We start from the raw sequence: 17,927 nt of genomic DNA, 5'->3' as shown, positions 1-17,927 counted from the left end.
GTCTCTCCGGCGGCATCAACCCCGTGGAGTTGGAAGAGATGCTTGGACGTGTCCATGCCGATGCGCGTAATCTCGTTCATTGGGCGGCTCCTTCGATGTGTTGGGACCATCATCTTGGCGCAAAACGACGCCGGATGGGGGCCGTCCACCCCAACGGAACCGACGAGCCACGGCGGTTGCGGCGGCGTCCGGGCGTGCTGCCGCGAGGCCCTCGAACTGCCGCTGCGGCACAATGGCGCGCGTAAACTTGACTCATTTGGTTAGGTTTTTTCGTCAAAGCCGTTGACGCGGGCGTCCCAGCACCGCATATCTATGCCCATGCGCCTGACCCAGCAGACCAACTACGCCGTCCGCACCCTGATTTACTGTGCGGCAAATCCCGGATCGCCAAGCCGTGTCGCGGATATCGCGGCCAGCTTCGAGATGTCGGAGACCCATCTCTTCAAGATCCTCAAGGTTCTTGTCGATGGCGGCTTCGTGCGCACCCTGCGCGGCCGCAACGGCGGCATCCTGCTCGCCCGCCCGGCGGTGGAGATCACCGTCGGCGAAGTGGTCCGCGCGGCGGAAGAAAGCTTCCTGCTGGCGGAGTGTTTCGAGTCGGGCCGCAAGGACTGTCCGCTGATCACCTCCTGCGGCTTCAACGGGCTGCTGCACGAGGCGCTCGAAGCCTTCATGTCCGTGCTCGATGCCCACACGATCGCCGAGCTTGCCGAGGACCGCACCGAGATCCGCTTCCTCTTGAAGATGGATCCGGAGATCGCGGCGCAGGGCAAGGTGGCAAGCCTGCAGGGCGCCGGCGCCTGAGGCGCATAGAGACCCTGGCGCCTGAGGCGCAGGCAGACCTGAGACGCAGACAGACCTGAGACGTAGGCAGCGCCGATCCCAACAGGCGACACGAAAACGGCGGCCCCTCGTAAGGCCGCCGTCAGACTGCTGACAAACCTCGGAGGCACTCCGAAACGCCTGAGATTCACGGAACGTCACAGATTCAGACCGTGAACATATCGGAATCAAAACCCCTCGTTTTCGAGTCTCATGAAAAAACGAGGGGTTTGTAAGCAAACTGACGGCGGCCCCTCGTAAGGCCGCCGTTTCGTTTTCGGCTCCCCATTGAGGGGAGGATCCGGCCGGAGCGAACCGCCCCGGCCGGATCGGGACTCACTCCATTTCGGCGATCACCTCGAAGGTGCTGCCCGACACCTTGAACAGCGCATAGGCGCCCGGCACGTCGCCGGCCTCGTCGAAATTGTGCTCGCCGGCCGCGCCGCGATAGTCGATGGCAGTGCCGGCGGCGATCAGTTCCTTGGCCTTGGCCCACTCGCCCGGCAGGATCGGCTCGCCCTCGCCGTTGGAGATCTCGCGCAGCGCCGCCGCAACCTTCGACTTGTCGGCGCCGGCCTTCTCGATGGCCAGCGCCAGCATGAAGGTCGCGTCATAAGACGTAGTGACGAAGATCGCATTCGGATCGCCGCCGATGTCGGAGAAGGCCTTGTTGAAGACTTCCAGCGCGTCCGACTGCTGGCCGACCGGCGCGGAGGCGATGAAGGTCGTCAGGTTGTCGGCCCCGAGTTCGCGGATCGGCGCGTCGGACTTCATGCCGTCACCGCCGACGAAGTTCTCGAAGAAGCCGTTTTCCAGCGCCTGGCGCAGCATGGTCAGGCCCGAGCCGTCGCCATAGTCGAGAATGACGAGCGTATCGGCGCCGCCCGCGGCAAGGTCGGCCAGGTTGGAGCGGTAGGACGCCCGCTCGCCCTCATGCGCGGCAAAGCCGGCGATCTCGCCGCCCTTTTCCTCGAACTCGGCACGGAACGCCTCGGCAAGGCCCTTGCCGTAGTCATTGTTGAGATAGGCGACCGCCACTTTGTTGGTGCCGCGCTCCAGCAGCGTACGGGCGAGCGCCCGGCCCTGATAGTCGTCGGAGGGCACGGTGCGGAACACGGTGTCGTTGTCCTGGAGCGAAGTGATCTCCGGCGAGGTGCCCGACGGGGTGACGATGGTGATGCCGGCGGGGATGGTCACCGAATTGGCAGCGGCGAGCACGGCGCCGGAGCAATGCGGACCGACAATGGCGATGACGCCTTCCAGGTTGACCGCCTTGGTCGCCGCGTCGGTGGCGTTCTGCGGGTTGCAGGCGCTGTCGCCGACGACGCCGATCAGCCTGCGGCCGTCGAGGATGCCGCCGGCCTCGTTGACCTGGCTGATGGCGAGATTGGCGCTGTCGATCATCGCCGGGGCCATGGCGGCGATCGGACCGGAAATGCCGCCGAGCAGGCCGATCTTCACGTCCGCATGGGCGGGCGCCGCAAGCGCCGTCGCTCCCAGAAGGGCGGCGAGGGCCGCGATACGCAACGTCTTCATGATGAACCTCCACCTTGTGGTTATCCGGCCGGTGCGAAGTCTCGCCGGCCGTTCGCTGTCTCGCGGAGGCGGCTCCCGAGGCCCGCAGGCCATGCCGTGGATGCCGCTTTCCGCGCTTGCGGCAGCCGGTCGCCCGGCTGCCCGGTGGCGGCAGTTTCAACCGAAACGCGCCGCCCTCACAAGCCTCAATCGGATGCCGCCGGCGGGCGTGCACCTTGCGCCGCGGCCTCCGGCCGGCGCCCCTTGCCCCGTGGCTCGGGCAGCAGCCCCTCGGGGCGGAAACGCAGCACCAGTTGCAGCATCAGGCCGATCAGGAAGACGCGCAGGTACTTCGCCTTGACCGCGTATTCATGCGGCAGCCGGTCGGTGACGATCTCCGACACGGACCAGATGATCCAGACCACGGCAACGCCGAGGATGGCGCCGCGATTGTTGCCCGAGCCGCCGAGGATCAGCATGATCCAGACCAGGAAGGTCGCGACCATCGGGTCGATCGCCTCCGGCGTGATCGTGCGGTTGAAATGAACGAAGAGCGCGCCGCCGAGCCCCATCAGCGCCGAGCCGAAGATGAAGGCCTCGAGCCGCCGATAGGGCACGTCCTTGCCCATGGCCCGCGCCGCATCCTCGTTGTCGCGGATCGCCCGCATCATCCGCCCCCAGGGCGAGGCGAACTGCCGCTCGACCAGGAGATAGGCGGCGAGCAGCACGCCGGCGACGATGGCGAGATAGGCAAGCTGCGACATTGTATAGGCAAGGTCGCCGAAGGGGCGCGGGATGTTGGTGATGCCGCGCGCCGCATTGGTCAGCCAGCCTTCCGACTTGACGACGAGGCGGATGATCTCGGCAACGCCGATGGTGGCGATGGCGAGATAGTCGGAGCGCAGGCGCAGACAGATCTTGCCGATCGGCCAGGCGATCAGCCCGGCCGCCACCATCGCTCCGAGCCAACCGACCGGCACCGGCAGGTCGAAGCCGCCGACGCGCCCCGGCACGAAGGGCGTGGTCAGGATCGCGGACGTGTAGGCGCCGACGGCGAAGAAGCCGGCGATGCCCGCGTTGAAGAGGCCGGTATAGCCCCACTGGATGTTCAGCCCCAGCGCCAGCAGCGCATAGATGCCGATGAAGATCGCCATGAAGACGGCGTAGTTGACGAAGCCGAGCCATTCCATCGCGCGCGACCTCCTTACAAGACCTTGCCCTTGAGCAGGCCGGTCGGCCGCACAAGGAGCATCAACAGCAGGATGGCGAAGGCAGTCGCCGCCTTGTATTCGGTCGGCAGGACAAGCGCCGACATCTCCTCGGCGATGCCGACGATCAGCCCGCCGAGCACCGCGCCCTCGACGCGGCCGACGCCGCCGAGAATGGCGGCGGCGAACATCGGCAGCAGCATCGACCAGCCCATCATCGCCTTGAGCTCGTAGTTGAGGCCGAGGAAGACGCCGGCCGCCGCGCACAGGGCGCCGACGATCGTCCAGGTGAGCAGCACGACCTTGCGGTTGTCGACGCCCGACAGCAGCGCAAGGTCCGGATTGTCGGACATCGCCCGCATCGCCTTGCCCCACTTGCTGTATTTCAGGAAGAGCTGCAGCGCGACGACAAGCCCGACCATGGCCAGCACGGTGATCAGCTCGCGGTCGCGGATGCGGATGCCGAACCAGTTCTCGGGCCGCACGATGCCGCGGGTATAGGTCTGGGAATCGACCCCCCATACGATCTGCACGACGGCACGCACCATCAAGGCGACGCCGAGCGAGGCCATCACCGTGACGATCTTCGGCCGCTCGCGCAGATAGGCGTAGAAGGTCCTGTCGATGCCGACGGCGACCGCCGCGGTCACCGCCATCGCCACCGGCAGCGCGACATAGGGAGAGACGCCGCCCAGCGTGACCACGGCCAGCGCCAGGAAGGCGCCGAGCGTGGCAAGGTCGCCATGGGCGAGATGGGCATAGCGCAGGATCGCGAAGACCAGGGTGATGCCGACCGCGCCGAGCGCATAGATCGACCCGACGACGATGCCCGGCACCAGGTAGAAGTTGACGATTTCCATCGCACCCATGGCGATCAGCCTCCCAGGAACATGGCTGCGACATCCTCGTCGGCGAGGAGCTCGGCGCCCGTGCCCTCGTGACGGTTGGCGCCGGAGGCCAGCACATAGCCGCGATCGGCGAAGGCAAGCGCCTGCTTGGCGTGCTGCTCGACCAGGAGGATGGTCACGCCGGTGTCGCGCACGTCGCGGCAGATCTGGAAGATCTGCTCCATGTATTTCGGCGAAAGCCCGGCCGTCGGCTCGTCGAGCAGCAGCAGCTTGGGCTCCAGCATCAGGGCGCGGCCCATGGCGACCATCTGGCGCTGGCCGCCGGACAGGTTGCCGGCGAGCGCCTTGCGCCGCTCCTTCAGGTCGGGAAACAGGGCATAGACCCGGTCATAGGCAGCCGACAGGTCGCCGGAGCGCAGGAAGGCGCCCATTTCCAGGTTCTCGTGCACCGTCATCTCGCGGAAGACGTTGTTGACCTGCGGCACGTAGCACACGCCGGCCTCGACGATGCGGTTGGGCTCAAGGCCGGTGACGTCGGCGCCGTCCACCCGGATCGTGCCGCCGCGCACATGCAGCAGGCCGAAGATCGCCTTCATCGCCGTCGACTTGCCGGCGCCGTTCGGGCCGACGATGACGACGATTTCGGACGGGGCCGCGCGCAGGGTCACGCCCTGCAGGATGTCTGCCTCGCCATAGCCGCCGACGACGTCGCGCATGTCGAGAATGTCGCTCATGCGGCATCTCCCACGCTCTCGCCGAGATAGGCCTCCAGCACCCGCGGGTCGGAGCGCACGGTGGTGAAGTCGCCCTCGATCAGCACCCGCCCCTCGGCCATGCAGATCACCGGATCGCAGAGCTTCTCGATCATCTCCATATCGTGCTCGATGAGGACGAAGGTGTAGCCGCGCTCGCGGTTGAGAATGGCGATCTTCTCCTCCAGCTTGCGCAGCAGGGTGCGATTGACGCCGGCGGCCGGCTCGTCGAGCAGCACGAGCTTGGCGTCCGTCATCATGGTACGGCCGAGCTCCAGCAGCTTCTTCTGGCCGCCGGACAGGTTGCCGGCGCGCTCGTCCGCCACATGCGACAGTTCCAGGAAGGCGAGCGTCTCGAGCGCGCGGGCCTGCACCCGCTCCTCGTCGGCGCGCACCCGGCCCGGCGACAGCCAGTTGGCGAGCAGCCCCTCGCCCGACTGGCGCGGCGGCACCATCATCAGGTTTTCCAGCGCCGTCAGCCGGTGGAATTCGTGCGGGATCTGGAAGGTGCGCACCAGGCCGAGATGGAAGCGCTTGTCGGTGGAAAGGCCGGTGACGTCGCGCCCGAGATAGCGGATGCGCCCGGAGGTCGGCGGAATGGCGCCGGCCACCATGTTGAACGTCGTCGTCTTGCCGGCGCCGTTGGGACCGATCAGGCCGGTGATCGTGCCCTCGCGCACGGAGAAGCTGCAGCCGTCGACGGCGCGGAAGCCGCCATAGCTCATCACGAGGTCCTCGACCTCCAGCATCATGTCCTGTCCGCTCATCCTACCCTCGCCGGGACCATTCGGTCCGATGCGGCGGCCTTTCCGGCCGCTCTTCCTGCCGCTGGCATTGTCGCGCGCCCTAAAGGCGCCGCAACAGGGCGCGCACCGGCGCCGCGTCGAGCCCTTCTAGCTTCAATGGCGGGGCGATCAACTCATAATCCCCGGTTTCGACATGCGCGAGGGCGAGATTTTCCAGAATCCGCATGTCGTGGCGCCGAAATGCCATATGGGCCGGCAGATCCTTCGATGTTTCCGGATCGACGGACGGGACGTCGACCCCGACGAGACGCACCCCATGCACGGCGAGCAGCTCCACCGTCTCGGGGTCAAGCGCGCGAAAGCCTTCGGGCCAGACCTGCGGATCGAGCGTCTCGGCAAGGCGCAGCAACACGCGCGGCGGCGCGCCGTCGAGATATCGCTCGATTTCGTGAGGCAGGCAGAGCGGGCCCGCCCCGCGCGCATCGATCAGCCGGGCCGGGCCGATGAAGTCCGCCAGCGGCAGGGCATCGATCGCGGCGCCGGCCGCATCGTAATGGAGCGGCGCGTCGGCATGGGCGCCGCAATGGGTGGAGAGCGAGACGGAGGTGACGTTGACCGGGCAGCCGGGACCGATGGCGAAGGTTCTCTCCACCCGGTAGGGCGCATCGCCCGGAAACACCGCAGCGCCCGGACGCAGCGGCGGCGTGATGTCGATCAGTCCCGTCGGCATGAAGCCCCTCCCATGACGCCCTTTCCCATCAAGCCCCTCCCAAGGCCGGCCCCGTTCCCGAAGGCATATAGCGCGCCGCGCTCACATGTCGGCGCGGATCTCCCACAATTCGGGAAACAGCACCACTTCCAGCATGCGGCGCAGATACATGACGCCGGAGGTGCCGCCGGTGCCGCGCTTGAAGCCGATGATGCGCTCCACCGTGGTGACGTGGTTGAAGCGCCAGCGGCGGAAATAATCCTCGAAGTCGACCAGCTTCTCGGCAAGGTCGTAGAGCGACCAGTAGCGATGCGGGTCGCGATAGACCTCCAGCCAGGCGCGGGCGACGCTGTCGTTGCGCTCATAGGGCTGCGAGACGTCGCGGGCCAGATGCGCCTCGTCGACCGGCAGGCCGGAGCGGGCGAGCAGGCGGAGCGCCTCGTCATAGATGCTGGTGTCGCGGCGGATGTGGTCGAGCCAGTGATGAATGCGCGGCACATGGGCATGCGGACGCATCATCGCCGCGTTCTTGTTGCCGGCGAGAAACTCGATCGCCCGGTACTGATGCGACTGGAAGCCGGAGGACTGGCCGAGATCGCCGCGGAACAGGGTGTATTCCGAGGGCGTCATGGTGCGCAGCACCTGCCAGGCGCCGGTGAGCTGTTCGAAGATCCGCGAGACGCGGGTCAGCATCTTGAAGGCCGGCGGCAGATCGTCGGCGGCGATGCGTGCCTTGGCGGCGGCCAGTTCGTGGATGGCGAGCTTCATCCACAGTTCCGACGTCTGATGCTGGATGATGAACAGCATCTCGTCATGGGCCTCGGACAGCGGGTTCTGCGCCGTCAGGATGCGGCCAAGGCAGAGATAGTCGCCATAGGACATGCGACCGTCGAATTCCATCTCGGCGCCGTCCTCGGCCGGATCGAAGGGGCCGCTGGCATAGGGGCTGCGCGTGTCCATCTCTCCTCCCTCGCCGCTCATGTGACCTTCGCCCGCCTGTGGAACTCCGGCCGGTCCCAGGCGCGCGTCTCCATGATCTCCTGGAGGATGTCGCAGGCGGCGATCACATCGGCATGGGAGAGGTAGAGCGGGGTGAAGCCGAAGCGGACAATGTCCGGCGCGCGGAAGTCGCCGATGACGCCGCGGGCGATCAAGGCCTGCATCAAGGCATAGCCCTGCTCGAAGCGGAAGGAGACCTGGCTGCCGCGCGCGCGCGGATCGCGGGGGCTGGCGAGCTCCAGCTCCGGACAGCGGCGCTCGACCTCGGCGCGGAACAGTTCGGACAAGGAGATGGACTTGGCGCGCAGCGCCGCCATGTCGACGCCGTCGAAGACGGTGAGCGCCGCCTCCAGCGCCGTCAGCGACAGGATCGCCGGCGTGCCGACGCGCATGCGGCCGATGCCGGCATCCGCCCGGTAGTCGAGATCGAAGGCGAAGGGCGCAGCATGGCCCATCCAGCCGGTCAGCGGCGGTGCGACATGATCGAGATGGCGCTGCGCGACATAGAGGAAGGCCGGGGCGCCGGGGCCGCCGTTCAGGTATTTGTAGCCACAGCCGACGGCAAAATCCGCGCCGGCCGCGTCCAGCGCCACCGGCAGCGCGCCGGCCGAATGGGCAAGATCCCAGATGGTCAGCGCGCCGGCGGCATGGGCGATCGCGGTGATCGCCGCCATGTCGTGCAGGCGGCCGGTGCGGTAGTCGACCTCGGTCAGCATGACGACGGCGACATCCTCGCCGATCGCCGCCTCGACCTCCTCCGGCGCGACAATCTTCAACTCGTGACCCCGGCCGAGCAGGTCGCGCAAGCCCTGCGCCATGTAGAGGTCGGTCGGGAAATTGCCGCTGTCGGAGAGGATCACCTTGCGGTCGGGGCGCAGCGCCAGCGCGGCGGCCAGCACCTTGAAGACATTGACCGAGGTGCTGTCGCAGGCCGTCACCTGTCCCGGCGCGGCGCCGATGAGGCGGGCGATCCGGTCGCCGACACGCTGCGGCAGGTCGATCCAGCCATGCTCGTTCCAGGCGCGGATGAGGCTCTCGCCCCATTCCTTCGCAACCGCCTCGGCGAGGCGGGCGGGCACGGCGCTCGGCAGCACGCCGAGCGAATTGCCGTCGAGATAGATCACGCCGTCAGGGATCGAGAAGAGCGCGCGCTTGCCGGCAAGCGGGTCGTCGCGGTCGCGCGCGGCAATGTCGGGAACCCCGTTCGAGGCTCCGCCGGCCGCGTCCTGGCCTGTCAGCATGTCCGTCTCCTGTCCTGACGCGGGCGATCCTAACAGGGTGGACGACGGGTGCCAAGAATTATATATAATATGCCTGATTATATCGAAACCAGCGCGCCGGAGGGCTCGGCGGCGCCGCACGGAAGCCCATGGCCAAGACCGAGGAAGCCTATGAGCGGCTGAAGGCCGACCTGCTGCGCAGCCGCATCGCGCCGGGCGCATCGCTGGTCGTTGCCGGACTGAAGGCGCGCTACGGCCTCGGCTGGACGCCGCTGCGCGAGGCGCTGTCGCGGCTGGAGGCGGAAGGGCTGGTGGTTTCCGAGCGCAATCGCGGCTACCGGGTGGCGCCGGTCTCCGCCGCCGCGATCCGCGACCTGCAGCTCGCCCGCCGCACCGTGGAGGAGACGCTGCTGGTGCGCTCCATCGAGGCGGGAGACGCCGACTGGGAAGCACGGATCGTCGCCGCCCATCACCGCCTGTCGCTGACCCCGCCCCCGGAGCCCGGCACCGACGATGCCGGCATGTCGCTGTGGGAGGAACGGCACGATGCCTTCCACGCCGCGCTGCTGTCGGCCGGACGCTCCGACAGCCTTGCCCGCTTCCAGCAGCAGATCACCGAGCAGTTGCAGCGCCATCACCGGCACATGCTGTTCGACCCGGCCGGCCGGCACGGGCTCTCCCCGGCGGCCATGGCCGATCTCCGCGCCCTGGTCGGGCGCACGCTCGGCCTTGCCCATCACACCGCCCTGATGGAGGCGACGCTCGCCCGCGACAGCGCCGGCGCCGTGGCGCTGCTCGCCGAGCACATCGGCTTCTCGCTCGCCGTCTACGCCTTCCTTTGGCCCGAAGATGCCTGAGGAAGACGCCTGAGGCCTTTGTCGCGACCTGCGAAAGCGACAGGGATTTTCCCCAATCCGTCACGCTTCCCGGCAACGGGTGACACGGATCGATTCCCGACGCATGATCGCCGCCGCGCGGCGGGTGCGGGAGAGATCCGCGCGCACCGGCGACACGCCGGCGGTTTCGGGAGGGTCATGTGTTCATCAGCGTTTTCGACATCTTCAAGATCGGCATCGGCCCGTCGTCCTCGCACACGATGGGGCCGATGGTGGCGGCCGCGCGCTTCCTGGACCTGTTGCGCGAACGAAGCTTGAAGCCGGCACGCCTTGCCGTGTCGCTGCACGGCTCGCTCGCCTTCACCGGCAAGGGCCACGCCAGCGACCGGGCGATCTGCCTCGGCCTGCTCGGCCACGATCCGGCGACGATCAATCCCGACTGCATCGAAGACGAGATCGCGAAGCTGACACGCGACAAGCGCCTGGCGGTGGAGGGCGTCGGCCACATGGCGTTCGACCCGGCCGCCGATCTCGTCTTCGACTACGGTCCGCCGCTGCCGGGCCATGCCAACGGCATGATCTTCCGCGCCTTCGACGCAGACGGCGCGGAACTGGCGCAGGACACGATCTACTCGGTCGGCGGCGGCTTCGTCGTCAGCGAGGCGGAGCTTGCCGCGCAGAGCGAGCCGATGGCCGGCACGGTGGAGGCGGGCGTGCCCTTCCCCTTCAAGACCGCGGCGGAAATGCTGGCGATGGGCCGCGACAGCGGGTTGTCCATCGCCGAGATGAAGCGACGCAACGAGATCGCGCGCAATCCCGACGGGGACCTGGATGCCGGGCTCGACCGCATCTGGAGCGTGATGAATGCCTGCCTGGAGCGCGGACTGTCGCGCGACGGCACCCTGCCCGGCGGGCTCAACGTCAAGCGGCGGGCGCACCAGATCCACGCCAAGCTGGTCGGCGAGACCGGGCAGAACCGCCCCTTCCAGCACACGGTGATGGACTGGCTCGGCGTCTATGCGATGGCGGTCAACGAGGAGAACGCGGCCGGCGGCACGTTGGTCACCGCGCCGACCAACGGCGCGGCGGGCGTGGTGCCGGCGGTGCTGCGCTACTATCTCGACCACTGCCCCGACTGCACGCAGGCCGGCATCCGCTCGTTCCTGCTGGTGGCGGCGGCGATCGGCGGCATCATCAAGGCCAATGCCTCGATCTCGGGCGCGGAGGTCGGCTGCCAGGGCGAGGTCGGCTCGGCGTCGGCGATGGCGGCCGCCGGCCTGTGCGCCGCGCTCGGCGGCACCAACGAGCAGGTGGAGAACGCGGCCGAGATCGCGCTCGAACACCATCTCGGCATGACCTGCGATCCCATTGGCGGGCTGGTGCAGGTGCCCTGCATCGAGCGCAACGCCTTCGGCGCGGTCAAGGCGGTCACCGCCGCCTCGCTGTCGCTGCGGGGCGACGGCACCCATCTGGTGCCGCTGGACAGTTGCATCGAGACGATGCGCCAGACCGGCCTCGACATGACCGACAAGTACAAGGAAACCTCGAAGGGCGGACTTGCGGTCAATGTCGTGGCTTGCTGAAGGCCGAACCGTCAGCCGGCGCTGAACTCGGCCTCCATCTCGCGGCGGAAGCGCACCGCCGTCTGGGTCGTGTCGATGGCGACATCGTCCCAGCGCAGCATCTCGCCTTCGGCGATATCGCGCAGCAGCTTGACATGGGCGGCAAGGCCGAGCGGCAGCAGGCCGCGCTCCAGCGACACAGAGGCCGGTTGCTGCTTGCCCCACACGGTCGCGCCGCCCTCGCCGTCCAGCATCTCGCCGGCCTTGAGATCGCGCTTGGCGGTCGCCACCACATCGGCGACGAAGCCGCGCGGCATGCCGGTCGGCTCCTTGCGCAGGACGGCGGAGGCGACCGACAGGCCGAGTTCCATGCCGATCATGTGGGTCGGCCGATAGAGCGCGGCATAGCGGCCGGTCTCGTCCTCCAGCATGTGATATTCGCGGAAGCACTGGCGGGCGTAATCCGTCTCGCCCTCGATCACCACGAAAGTGCCCATGGCGAGGTGATGCGGCACGTCGGCGCCGTCGCGCGTCAGCGAGGAGACGACCTCGGTGGTGCCGGTGAACGGCAGGGTGCCGCCGGCCTCCTTCGGCCGCAGCACGGTGGACAGTTCGAAGCGGCTCGCCGGCGGGAAGGACAACCCGTCCGGCTGGGGCAGCAGGCCGGTGGCGTTGCACACCGCCGTCATCTCGATGCCCGACTTGGTGCCGTCGAGGAACGAGTTGAACATCTTCGGATTGATCAGGCTGCGGTCGGTGATGTGCAGATACTGGGTCAGCACGTCCCAGACCGTCTCCGGCGTCAGTTGGTGATAGGTCGGAAGGTAGCGGGTGCCCTTGCCGGCGCACACGACCTTGAAGCCGCAGGCGCGCGCCCAGTCGACATGCTCGCAGATCAGCGCCGGCTGGTCGCCCCAGGCCAGCGAGTAGACGACGCCGGCCTGCTCGGCCCGCCGCGCGAGCAGCGGCCCGGCGAGAACGTCGGCCTCGACATTGACCATCACCACATGCTTGCCGGCCTCGATCACCGCAAGCGCATGGCGGATGCCGACCGCCGGATCGCCGGTCGCCTCGATCACCACCTCGACGCGGCCATCCGACAGCACGGCGGCAAGATCATTGGTGACGAAGGTGGCGCCGCTGGCGCAGGCGTCGTCCAGCGAAGCCGCGGCGGACTGTTCCGAGGGCCAGCCGCAGGTCGCCAGCGTGCGGCGCGCGCGGGCCGGATCGAGATCGACGATCGCCGCCACATGCACGCCGACGGTGAGGCGGGCCTGGGTCAGGTACATGGAGCCGAACTTTCCGGCACCGATTAAAGCCACACGCACCGGGCGACCCGCCTCGGCCCGATGGGCAAGCATGTTGGACAGATTCATGCAGTCCTCCCTTTTGCGGGAGCATGGCCGGGAAAAAGCCGATATTACAAGGCAGATTTCGCAATATCTCCTATTGCATGGAGGACGGACCGATGATCGGAAGGGCGCCGTTCGTGATCCTGCTCGGCGGGGATCTCACGCCGACGCAGCGGCTTCTGCGACAGATCGCCGGCGCACGCGCCATCGCCGCCGATGGCGGCATCCGCCATGCGACGCCGCTCGGCCTGCGTCCGGAACTGTGGGTCGGCGACTTCGACTCCAGCGGCGGCGACCTCACCGCCGCCTGGCGCGAGGTGCCGCGCCAACGCCACCCGGAGGCGAAGGACATGACCGATGGGGAATTGGCGGCGGCGGAAGCGATCGCGCGCGGCGCCAGCGGCCTCGTCATCGCCGGCGCCTTCGGCGGCGAGCGCTTCGACCACGCCATGGGCAACCTGCTGCAGGGCGCGGCGCTGAGGGCGCGCGGGCTGCCGGTGCTGATGACCAGCGGCCACGAGGAAGGCTGGCCGCTGCTGCCCGGCGAACAGGAAATCGACCTGCCCGCCGGCTCGCTGTTCTCGGTGCTGGCGCTCTCCGACCTTGCCGGCCTGACGCTGCGCGGCGTCGAATGGCCGCTCACGAACCGCGACGTGCCGATGGGCTCCTCGCTCACCCTGTCCAACCGGGTGGCGGGCGGCGAGGGTCTGCGCATCGGCCTCGGGCGCGGCAACGCGGTGCTGCTCGCCCGGCCGCATCTCGGCGCACTTTAAAACGTGTCGAGGCTCTCGCGCGACCAGGAAGCCATCCGCCGCGTCGCCACCGAGACGAGGCCATAGAGCGCCACCGCGAAGGCCGCCAGCACGAAGAGGCTGGCGAACATCAGGTCGGTCTTGGCCCGGCCGTTGGCCAGCAGCATCAGATAGCCGAGACCCTGGGACGCCCCCACCCACTCGCCGATCACCGCGCCGATGGGCGCATAGACGGCGGCGAGCCTCAGACCCGAGCCGAAAGCCGGCAGGCCCGCCGGCAGGCGGATATGCAGCAACGTGCGCGTGGGCGTCGCGCCCATGGTGCGGGCAAGATCCAGCAGGCCGGGATCGGTGCGGCGCAGCCCGTCATAGAAGGTGGAGACCACCGGGAAATAGATGATCAGCAGCGCCATGGCGATCTTCGAGGCCATGCCGTAGCCGAGCCACAAGGTCAGCAGCGGCGCCAGCGCGAAGACCGGCACCGCCTGGCTGAACACCATGATCGGCAGGGCGATGCGGCGTGCGGCCGGCGAGATCATCAGGTGCAGCGCGGTGGCAGCACCGAGCAGGGCGCCGAAGACGAGACCGATCAGCACCTCGGCAATGGTGATGAGCGCATGGTCGGCGATCAGGCCGATATTGTCGGCAAGCGTCACCGCCACCCGCCAGGGACCCGGCAGGATGAAGGGCGGAACGCCGCTGAGCCAGACGATGGCCTGCCACAGCGACAGGGCGACCGCGACCGCAACCAGCGCGTCGCGCAGCCGCTGCAGCGGTGTCAGGCGGACGGTTGAACTCGTCATGCCGCCCTCCCCCGCAGCGCCCGGAACAGGCGCGCCTGCATCTCCATCGTCTCGGGCGCATCGACCGCGCGGATCGGCGGCGAGGCGGGCGCGGCGACCCGGGCCAACCCCTCCTCCGACAGGATGAAGAGGTGATGGCCGAGGCGAACGGCCTCGGCCGGATCGTGGGTGACGAGCAGCACGGTGCGCCCCTCCAGCACCTCGAAGGCGAGCTCCTGCATCTCCGCCCGCGTGCGGGCATCGAGCGCGGCGAAGGGCTCGTCGAGCAGCACGATGGGGCGGTCCTCCATCAGCACGCGGGCGAGCGCCACCCGCTGGCGCATGCCGCCGGACAGGCTCGCCGGGCGCTTGTCGACATGGCCGGCAAGGCCGACGCGCTCGATCAGGGCGCGGGCACGGGCAAGATCCGGCGCATCTCCGCGCAGGCGCGCGCCGAGCGTCACGTTGCCGACGACGTCGAGCCAGGGCGCCAGAAGGTCCGACTGGGCCATGAAGGCGATGCGGGTTGCGACCGGCACGCCGTCGCTGGCCGTGATCTCTCCCTCGAAGGTGCCGCCGGTGTCGAGCCCGGCAAACAGGCGCAGCACCGTCGACTTGCCGACGCCGGAGGGCCCGAGCAGGCAGGTCCAGCCGCCAGCGGCGATCGCAAGGTCGAGGCCGGAGAACAGCGGCCGGCCGGCATGATGGAAGTCGCCGGTCAGCCGTAGGGCGGGGGCCGCTACCCTGCTCACGTCAGGTCCGGGGCGAGCGTCGGGCCGCGCAGCCCCATTTCCCAGAAGCCGACTTCCAGCCGCGTGGCGGTGCGGAACCGCTTCGACAGGCTGGCCCAGCGCGGCAGGGCGGCCGGCGCCTCGCCGAGGCGCCCGCGCATGGACGTCTCGATCAGCTCGCCGACGCTGGCGCACAGGCCCTGATAGCCGTCGCCGGCATAGGTGTCGATCCACTGCCGGTACGGCGTGTCGGCCGCGCCCTCGCGGGCAAGCCTTGCGCCGATCTCGCCATAGCCCATGACGCAGGGCGCCAGCGCGGCGACGAGATCGAGAAAGTCGCCCGACATGCCGGCATCCAGCACGAAGCGCGTATAGGCAAGGTTCTCCCGCTCCTCGGCCGCCGCCAGCAGGGCCGCTTCCGGAATGCCGGCCTTGCCGCAGATGTCGACATGCAGGCTCATCTCGGCGTCCATCAACCCGTTGACGATGGAGGCGGCAAAGCGCGCCTCCGCGATCGTCTCGGACTTGACCACCGCCAGCGCCCAGGCGCGGGCGAAGTGGAACAGGAAGATATAGTCCTGCGTCAGATAGTGCAGGAAGATCTCCCGCGGCAGCGTGCCGGCGCCGAGCTGCTCGACGAAGGCATGATGCGTGTAGGCGTGCCAGTCACCGGCCGCTTCCCGGCGCCAGGCACCGAAGACCGGCGATCCGTAATCGCCGGCCGCGATGATCCCGCCGCCGCTCATTGGACGCTCACATCGATGGCGATGTCGGACACCGGGCGGATCGTCTCGATCAGACCGTGCTCCTTCAGGAACTCCTCGAAGCGGACATAGCGGCCATGGTCGAGCGCCGCCGGGCGCAGGGCGAAGCGGCGGATCGTGTCGGCCCAGGAGCGCTTGTTGAGCTCGTCGTTGAGCTCCGGCGCGGTGCCGGCATAGATCTCGAAGCTCTCGTCCGGGTGGTTGACGATGTACTGGGTGGCGCGCTCGGTCGCGGCCAGGAAGCGAACGATCTTCGCCCTGTCCATCAGCTCCGGATTGGCGACGTAGATCAGCTCGTCATAGGAGGGCATGCCCTCCTCCTCGATGAAGAAGCAGCGACCCTTGACGCCCTCGATCTCCATCTGGTGCAGCTCGACATTGCGATAGGCGCCGATCACCGCGTCGACCTGCCCGGACATGACGGATGGGGCGAGCGACCAGTTGACGTTGACCATCTCGATGTCGTCCATCGTCAGGCCGTGACGGGAGAGCACGGCGCGCATCTGCGCCTCCTCGACGCCGGCGACGGAGTAGCCGACCTTGCGGCCCTTCAGGTCGGCGATGGTCTTCACCGGACCGTCGTCCTTGACCATCAGGCAGTTGAGCGGCGAGGCGATCAGCGTGCCGACGCGCTTCAGGGGCAGGCCTTCGGCGACCTGCAGATGGATCTGCGGCTGATAGGAGACGGCGAGCTCCGCCTTGCCGGCGGCAACGAGCTTGGGCGGGGCGGACGGGTCGGCCGGAGCGACGATCTCGACGTCGAGGCCTTCGTCGGCGAAGAAGCCCTTCTCCTTGGCGATGATGATCGGGCCGTGATCGGGGTTCACGTACCAGTCGAGCAGCAGCGTCATCCTGTCGGCGGCAGCGGCCGGCAAGGCAAAAAGGAGGGCAAGAACGAAAGTCAGGATACGCATGGGTGACGAACCTCGGCTGGGGGTTAGGGAGGTCCAGGATCAGGCGCGCGTCGCGGCGAGCCATTGCCGGACGCGCTGCTCGGGATCCTGGTTGAGGGTAATGTCGGTGACGGCGGAGACAATGTCGGCCCCGGCGGCGAAGGCCCCGGGCGCGCGCTCGACGCTCATGCCACCGATGGCGACCAGCGGGATATCGCCGATCCGGCGCTTCCAGTCGGTAAGCTTTTCCAATCCCTGCGGCGCCCATTTCATCTGTTTCAGGATGGTCGGGTAGACCGGCCCGAGCGCGATATAGTCCGGCGAGGCGGCCAGCGCGGTCTCGAGCTCCTCCCCGTCATGACTGGACAGGCCGAGGCCGAGCCCGGCGCGGCGGATCGCGCCGACATCCGCATCGGCAAGGTCTTCCTGGCCGAGATGGACGAAGCGGCAGCCCTCGTCGATGGCGAGTTGCCAATAGTCGTTGACCACCAGCAGGCAGTCATGCGCAAGGCAGGTCGCCTCGGCGGCGCGGATCTCAGCGCGCAGCTCCGCCGTGCTGCGGTCCTTGATCCGCAATTGCACGAGACGCACGCCGAGCGGCACGAGGCGGTCGATCCAGGCGGCGCTGTCGACGATGGGATAGAAGCGGTCGAGGGCGGTCATTCGAGAAATGCCTTTCCGAGCACCGGCGTGGAGGGGGCGGCCATGTCGCGCGGCTCCATCGCCCCGGCCGTAAAGGCGAGCCGTCCGGCCTCCACGGCCTTGGCGAAGGCGCTCGCCATGGCGACCGGATCGCCGGCCTTGGCGACCGCCGTGTTGAGCAGCACCGCGTCATAGCCGAGTTCCATGGCGGCCGCCGCATGGGAGGGCACGCCGAGGCCGGCATCGATCACCAGCGGCACGTTCGGGAAATGCGCGCGCAGCGACCGCAGGCCATAGACATTGTTGAGCCCGCGGGCCGAGCCGATGGGCGCCCCCCAGGGCATCAGGACCTCGCAGCCGGCCTCGATGAGCCGCTCGGCAACGCCGAGATCTTCGGTGCAATAGGGGAACACATGGAACCCCTCGCCGGAGAGGATACGCGCCGCCTCGACCAGGCCGAACACATCGGGGGCCAGCGTCTCGGCATCGTTGATCACCTCGAGCTTGATCCAGGGCGTGCCGAAGACCTCGCGCGCCATCTTCGCCGTGGTCACCGCCTCGCGCACCGAATGGCAGCCGGCGGTGTTGGGCAGGACGCGGACGCCGAGGTCGCGGATGAAGCCCCAGAAGTCCTGGCCCGCGCGGCCGGAGCCGGACTCGCGCCGCAGCGACACGGTGACGATGTCGCAGCCGCTGGCGCGCACCGCCTCTGCCATGATCGCCGGGGAGGGATAGAGCGCGGTGCCGAGCAGCAGCGGGCTTTCGACGGTTTCGCCGTAGAAGATGGGCATGGG

At 68.3% G+C, this 17,927-nt stretch carries 19 protein-coding genes; 4 read left to right on the top strand and 15 right to left on the bottom strand.

What is annotated here, in order from left to right; all coding sequences use genetic code 11:
• Positions 1-318: 318 nt before the first annotated feature.
• Positions 319-804, top strand: coding sequence for an Rrf2 family transcriptional regulator (locus TSB10GB4_RS13585; RefSeq protein ID WP_186396194.1), 486 nt, complete (start codon positions 319-321; stop codon positions 802-804).
• A 354-nt stretch (positions 805-1,158) separates the two neighbouring features.
• Here TSB10GB4_RS13585 and TSB10GB4_RS13580 read toward each other — a convergent pair whose 3' ends face one another.
• The 8 genes from TSB10GB4_RS13580 to kynU all read right to left on the bottom strand — a co-directional run bounded on the left by TSB10GB4_RS13580 (position 1,159) and on the right by kynU (position 8,840).
• Complete coding sequence (locus tag TSB10GB4_RS13580) at positions 1,159-2,358, bottom strand: ABC transporter substrate-binding protein (RefSeq protein ID WP_186396193.1); 1,200 nt, start codon at positions 2,356-2,358, stop codon at positions 1,159-1,161.
• A 185-nt stretch (positions 2,359-2,543) separates the two neighbouring features.
• Positions 2,544-3,527, bottom strand: coding sequence for a branched-chain amino acid ABC transporter permease (locus TSB10GB4_RS13575; RefSeq protein ID WP_186387488.1), 984 nt, complete (start codon positions 3,525-3,527; stop codon positions 2,544-2,546).
• A 14-nt stretch (positions 3,528-3,541) separates the two neighbouring features.
• Positions 3,542-4,414, bottom strand: a complete 873-nt coding sequence (locus TSB10GB4_RS13570) for a branched-chain amino acid ABC transporter permease (RefSeq protein ID WP_186387487.1) — start codon at positions 4,412-4,414, stop codon at positions 3,542-3,544.
• A 5-nt stretch (positions 4,415-4,419) separates the two neighbouring features.
• Positions 4,420-5,127: an ABC transporter ATP-binding protein gene (locus TSB10GB4_RS13565; protein WP_186387486.1), complete on the bottom strand. Its 708-nt coding sequence runs from the start codon at positions 5,125-5,127 to the stop codon at positions 4,420-4,422.
• The gene (locus TSB10GB4_RS13560) at positions 5,124-5,894 is read right to left on the bottom strand and encodes an ABC transporter ATP-binding protein (RefSeq protein ID WP_186396197.1); all 771 of its coding nucleotides are present in this window, start codon (positions 5,892-5,894) and stop codon (positions 5,124-5,126) included. Before TSB10GB4_RS13560 ends, TSB10GB4_RS13565 begins: the two co-directional genes overlap by 4 nt.
• A 97-nt stretch (positions 5,895-5,991) precedes the next feature.
• Positions 5,992-6,621: an arylformamidase gene (gene kynB / locus TSB10GB4_RS13555; RefSeq protein ID WP_186396192.1), complete on the bottom strand. Its 630-nt coding sequence runs from the start codon at positions 6,619-6,621 to the stop codon at positions 5,992-5,994.
• An 81-nt stretch (positions 6,622-6,702) separates the two neighbouring features.
• Complete coding sequence (kynA, locus tag TSB10GB4_RS13550; protein WP_244570910.1) at positions 6,703-7,560, bottom strand: tryptophan 2,3-dioxygenase; 858 nt, start codon at positions 7,558-7,560, stop codon at positions 6,703-6,705.
• Between the two features lie 17 nt (positions 7,561-7,577).
• Positions 7,578-8,840, bottom strand: coding sequence for a kynureninase (kynU, locus tag TSB10GB4_RS13545; protein ID WP_186396190.1), 1,263 nt, complete (start codon positions 8,838-8,840; stop codon positions 7,578-7,580).
• Between the two features lie 128 nt (positions 8,841-8,968).
• On the opposite strand from kynU, the gene TSB10GB4_RS13540 reads away from it, so the two are divergent.
• Both TSB10GB4_RS13540 and TSB10GB4_RS13535 read left to right on the top strand, forming a co-directional pair.
• Positions 8,969-9,676, top strand: a complete 708-nt coding sequence (locus TSB10GB4_RS13540) for a GntR family transcriptional regulator (RefSeq protein ID WP_186396189.1) — start codon at positions 8,969-8,971, stop codon at positions 9,674-9,676.
• Between the two features lie 179 nt (positions 9,677-9,855).
• Positions 9,856-11,238, top strand: a complete 1,383-nt coding sequence (locus TSB10GB4_RS13535) for an L-serine ammonia-lyase (protein ID WP_186396188.1) — start codon at positions 9,856-9,858, stop codon at positions 11,236-11,238.
• An 11-nt stretch (positions 11,239-11,249) separates the two neighbouring features.
• Here TSB10GB4_RS13535 and TSB10GB4_RS13530 read toward each other — a convergent pair whose 3' ends face one another.
• Positions 11,250-12,593: an NAD(P)H-dependent oxidoreductase gene (locus TSB10GB4_RS13530; protein WP_186396187.1), complete on the bottom strand. Its 1,344-nt coding sequence runs from the start codon at positions 12,591-12,593 to the stop codon at positions 11,250-11,252.
• Between the two features lie 92 nt (positions 12,594-12,685).
• Here TSB10GB4_RS13530 and TSB10GB4_RS13525 point away from each other — a divergent pair, with 92 nt between their 5' ends.
• The gene (locus TSB10GB4_RS13525) at positions 12,686-13,342 is read left to right on the top strand and encodes a thiamine diphosphokinase (protein WP_371328909.1); all 657 of its coding nucleotides are present in this window, start codon (positions 12,686-12,688) and stop codon (positions 13,340-13,342) included.
• Here the strand turns inward: TSB10GB4_RS13525 and TSB10GB4_RS13520 are convergent.
• Genes TSB10GB4_RS13520 through TSB10GB4_RS13495 form a run of 6 tightly spaced genes read right to left on the bottom strand, consistent with a single transcriptional unit; the run spans position 13,339 to position 17,924 of the window.
• Positions 13,339-14,124: an ABC transporter permease gene (locus tag TSB10GB4_RS13520; protein WP_186387479.1), complete on the bottom strand. Its 786-nt coding sequence runs from the start codon at positions 14,122-14,124 to the stop codon at positions 13,339-13,341. The two genes, TSB10GB4_RS13525 and TSB10GB4_RS13520, sit on opposite strands and share 4 nt — an antisense overlap.
• Complete coding sequence (locus TSB10GB4_RS13515) at positions 14,121-14,855, bottom strand: ABC transporter ATP-binding protein (RefSeq protein WP_186396186.1); 735 nt, start codon at positions 14,853-14,855, stop codon at positions 14,121-14,123. The genes TSB10GB4_RS13520 and TSB10GB4_RS13515 overlap by 4 nt, the downstream gene beginning before the upstream one ends.
• Positions 14,852-15,580 (bottom strand): TenA family protein, encoded by a 729-nt coding sequence (locus TSB10GB4_RS13510; protein WP_186396185.1) that lies wholly within the window; start codon positions 15,578-15,580, stop codon positions 14,852-14,854. The genes TSB10GB4_RS13515 and TSB10GB4_RS13510 overlap by 4 nt, the downstream gene beginning before the upstream one ends.
• Entirely contained in the window at positions 15,577-16,512 is a 936-nt protein-coding gene (locus TSB10GB4_RS13505; protein ID WP_186396184.1) for an ABC transporter substrate-binding protein, read from the bottom strand. Before TSB10GB4_RS13505 ends, TSB10GB4_RS13510 begins: the two co-directional genes overlap by 4 nt.
• Positions 16,513-16,551: 39 nt before the next feature.
• Complete coding sequence (locus tag TSB10GB4_RS13500) at positions 16,552-17,154, bottom strand: thiamine phosphate synthase (protein ID WP_186396183.1); 603 nt, start codon at positions 17,152-17,154, stop codon at positions 16,552-16,554.
• The gene (locus TSB10GB4_RS13495; RefSeq protein WP_186396182.1) at positions 17,151-17,924 is read right to left on the bottom strand and encodes a thiazole synthase; all 774 of its coding nucleotides are present in this window, start codon (positions 17,922-17,924) and stop codon (positions 17,151-17,153) included. The genes TSB10GB4_RS13500 and TSB10GB4_RS13495 overlap by 4 nt, the downstream gene beginning before the upstream one ends.
• Between the last annotated feature and the right edge of the window lie 3 nt (positions 17,925-17,927).

This window comes from Stappia sp. TSB10GB4 (assembly GCF_900185745.1).
Taxonomy (GTDB): Bacteria; Pseudomonadota; Alphaproteobacteria; order Rhizobiales; family Stappiaceae; genus Stappia.
This window is presented reverse-complemented; position numbering and strand designations above follow the sequence as displayed.

Coding starts and splice junctions, on each gene's coding strand:
- TSB10GB4_RS13560 (WP_186396197.1), bottom strand. CDS start 5,894: ATGCTGGAGGTCGAGGACCTCGTGATGAGCTATGGCGGCTTCCGCGCC.
- TSB10GB4_RS13580 (WP_186396193.1), bottom strand. CDS start 2,358: ATGAAGACGTTGCGTATCGCGGCCCTCGCCGCCCTTCTGGGAGCGACG.
- TSB10GB4_RS13500 (WP_186396183.1), bottom strand. CDS start 17,154: ATGACCGCCCTCGACCGCTTCTATCCCATCGTCGACAGCGCCGCCTGG.
- TSB10GB4_RS13520 (WP_186387479.1), bottom strand. CDS start 14,124: ATGACGAGTTCAACCGTCCGCCTGACACCGCTGCAGCGGCTGCGCGAC.
- TSB10GB4_RS13530 (WP_186396187.1), bottom strand. CDS start 12,593: ATGAATCTGTCCAACATGCTTGCCCATCGGGCCGAGGCGGGTCGCCCG.
- TSB10GB4_RS13510 (WP_186396185.1), bottom strand. CDS start 15,580: ATGAGCGGCGGCGGGATCATCGCGGCCGGCGATTACGGATCGCCGGTC.
- TSB10GB4_RS13585 (WP_186396194.1), top strand. CDS start 319: ATGCGCCTGACCCAGCAGACCAACTACGCCGTCCGCACCCTGATTTAC.
- TSB10GB4_RS13525 (WP_371328909.1), top strand. CDS start 12,686: ATGATCGGAAGGGCGCCGTTCGTGATCCTGCTCGGCGGGGATCTCACG.
- TSB10GB4_RS13505 (WP_186396184.1), bottom strand. CDS start 16,512: ATGCGTATCCTGACTTTCGTTCTTGCCCTCCTTTTTGCCTTGCCGGCC.
- TSB10GB4_RS13570 (WP_186387487.1), bottom strand. CDS start 4,414: ATGGGTGCGATGGAAATCGTCAACTTCTACCTGGTGCCGGGCATCGTC.
- kynA (WP_244570910.1), bottom strand. CDS start 7,560: ATGGACACGCGCAGCCCCTATGCCAGCGGCCCCTTCGATCCGGCCGAG.
- TSB10GB4_RS13495 (WP_186396182.1), bottom strand. CDS start 17,924: ATGCCCATCTTCTACGGCGAAACCGTCGAAAGCCCGCTGCTGCTCGGC.
- TSB10GB4_RS13575 (WP_186387488.1), bottom strand. CDS start 3,527: ATGGAATGGCTCGGCTTCGTCAACTACGCCGTCTTCATGGCGATCTTC.
- kynB (WP_186396192.1), bottom strand. CDS start 6,621: ATGCCGACGGGACTGATCGACATCACGCCGCCGCTGCGTCCGGGCGCT.
- TSB10GB4_RS13540 (WP_186396189.1), top strand. CDS start 8,969: ATGGCCAAGACCGAGGAAGCCTATGAGCGGCTGAAGGCCGACCTGCTG.
- TSB10GB4_RS13565 (WP_186387486.1), bottom strand. CDS start 5,127: ATGAGCGACATTCTCGACATGCGCGACGTCGTCGGCGGCTATGGCGAG.
- kynU (WP_186396190.1), bottom strand. CDS start 8,840: ATGCTGACAGGCCAGGACGCGGCCGGCGGAGCCTCGAACGGGGTTCCC.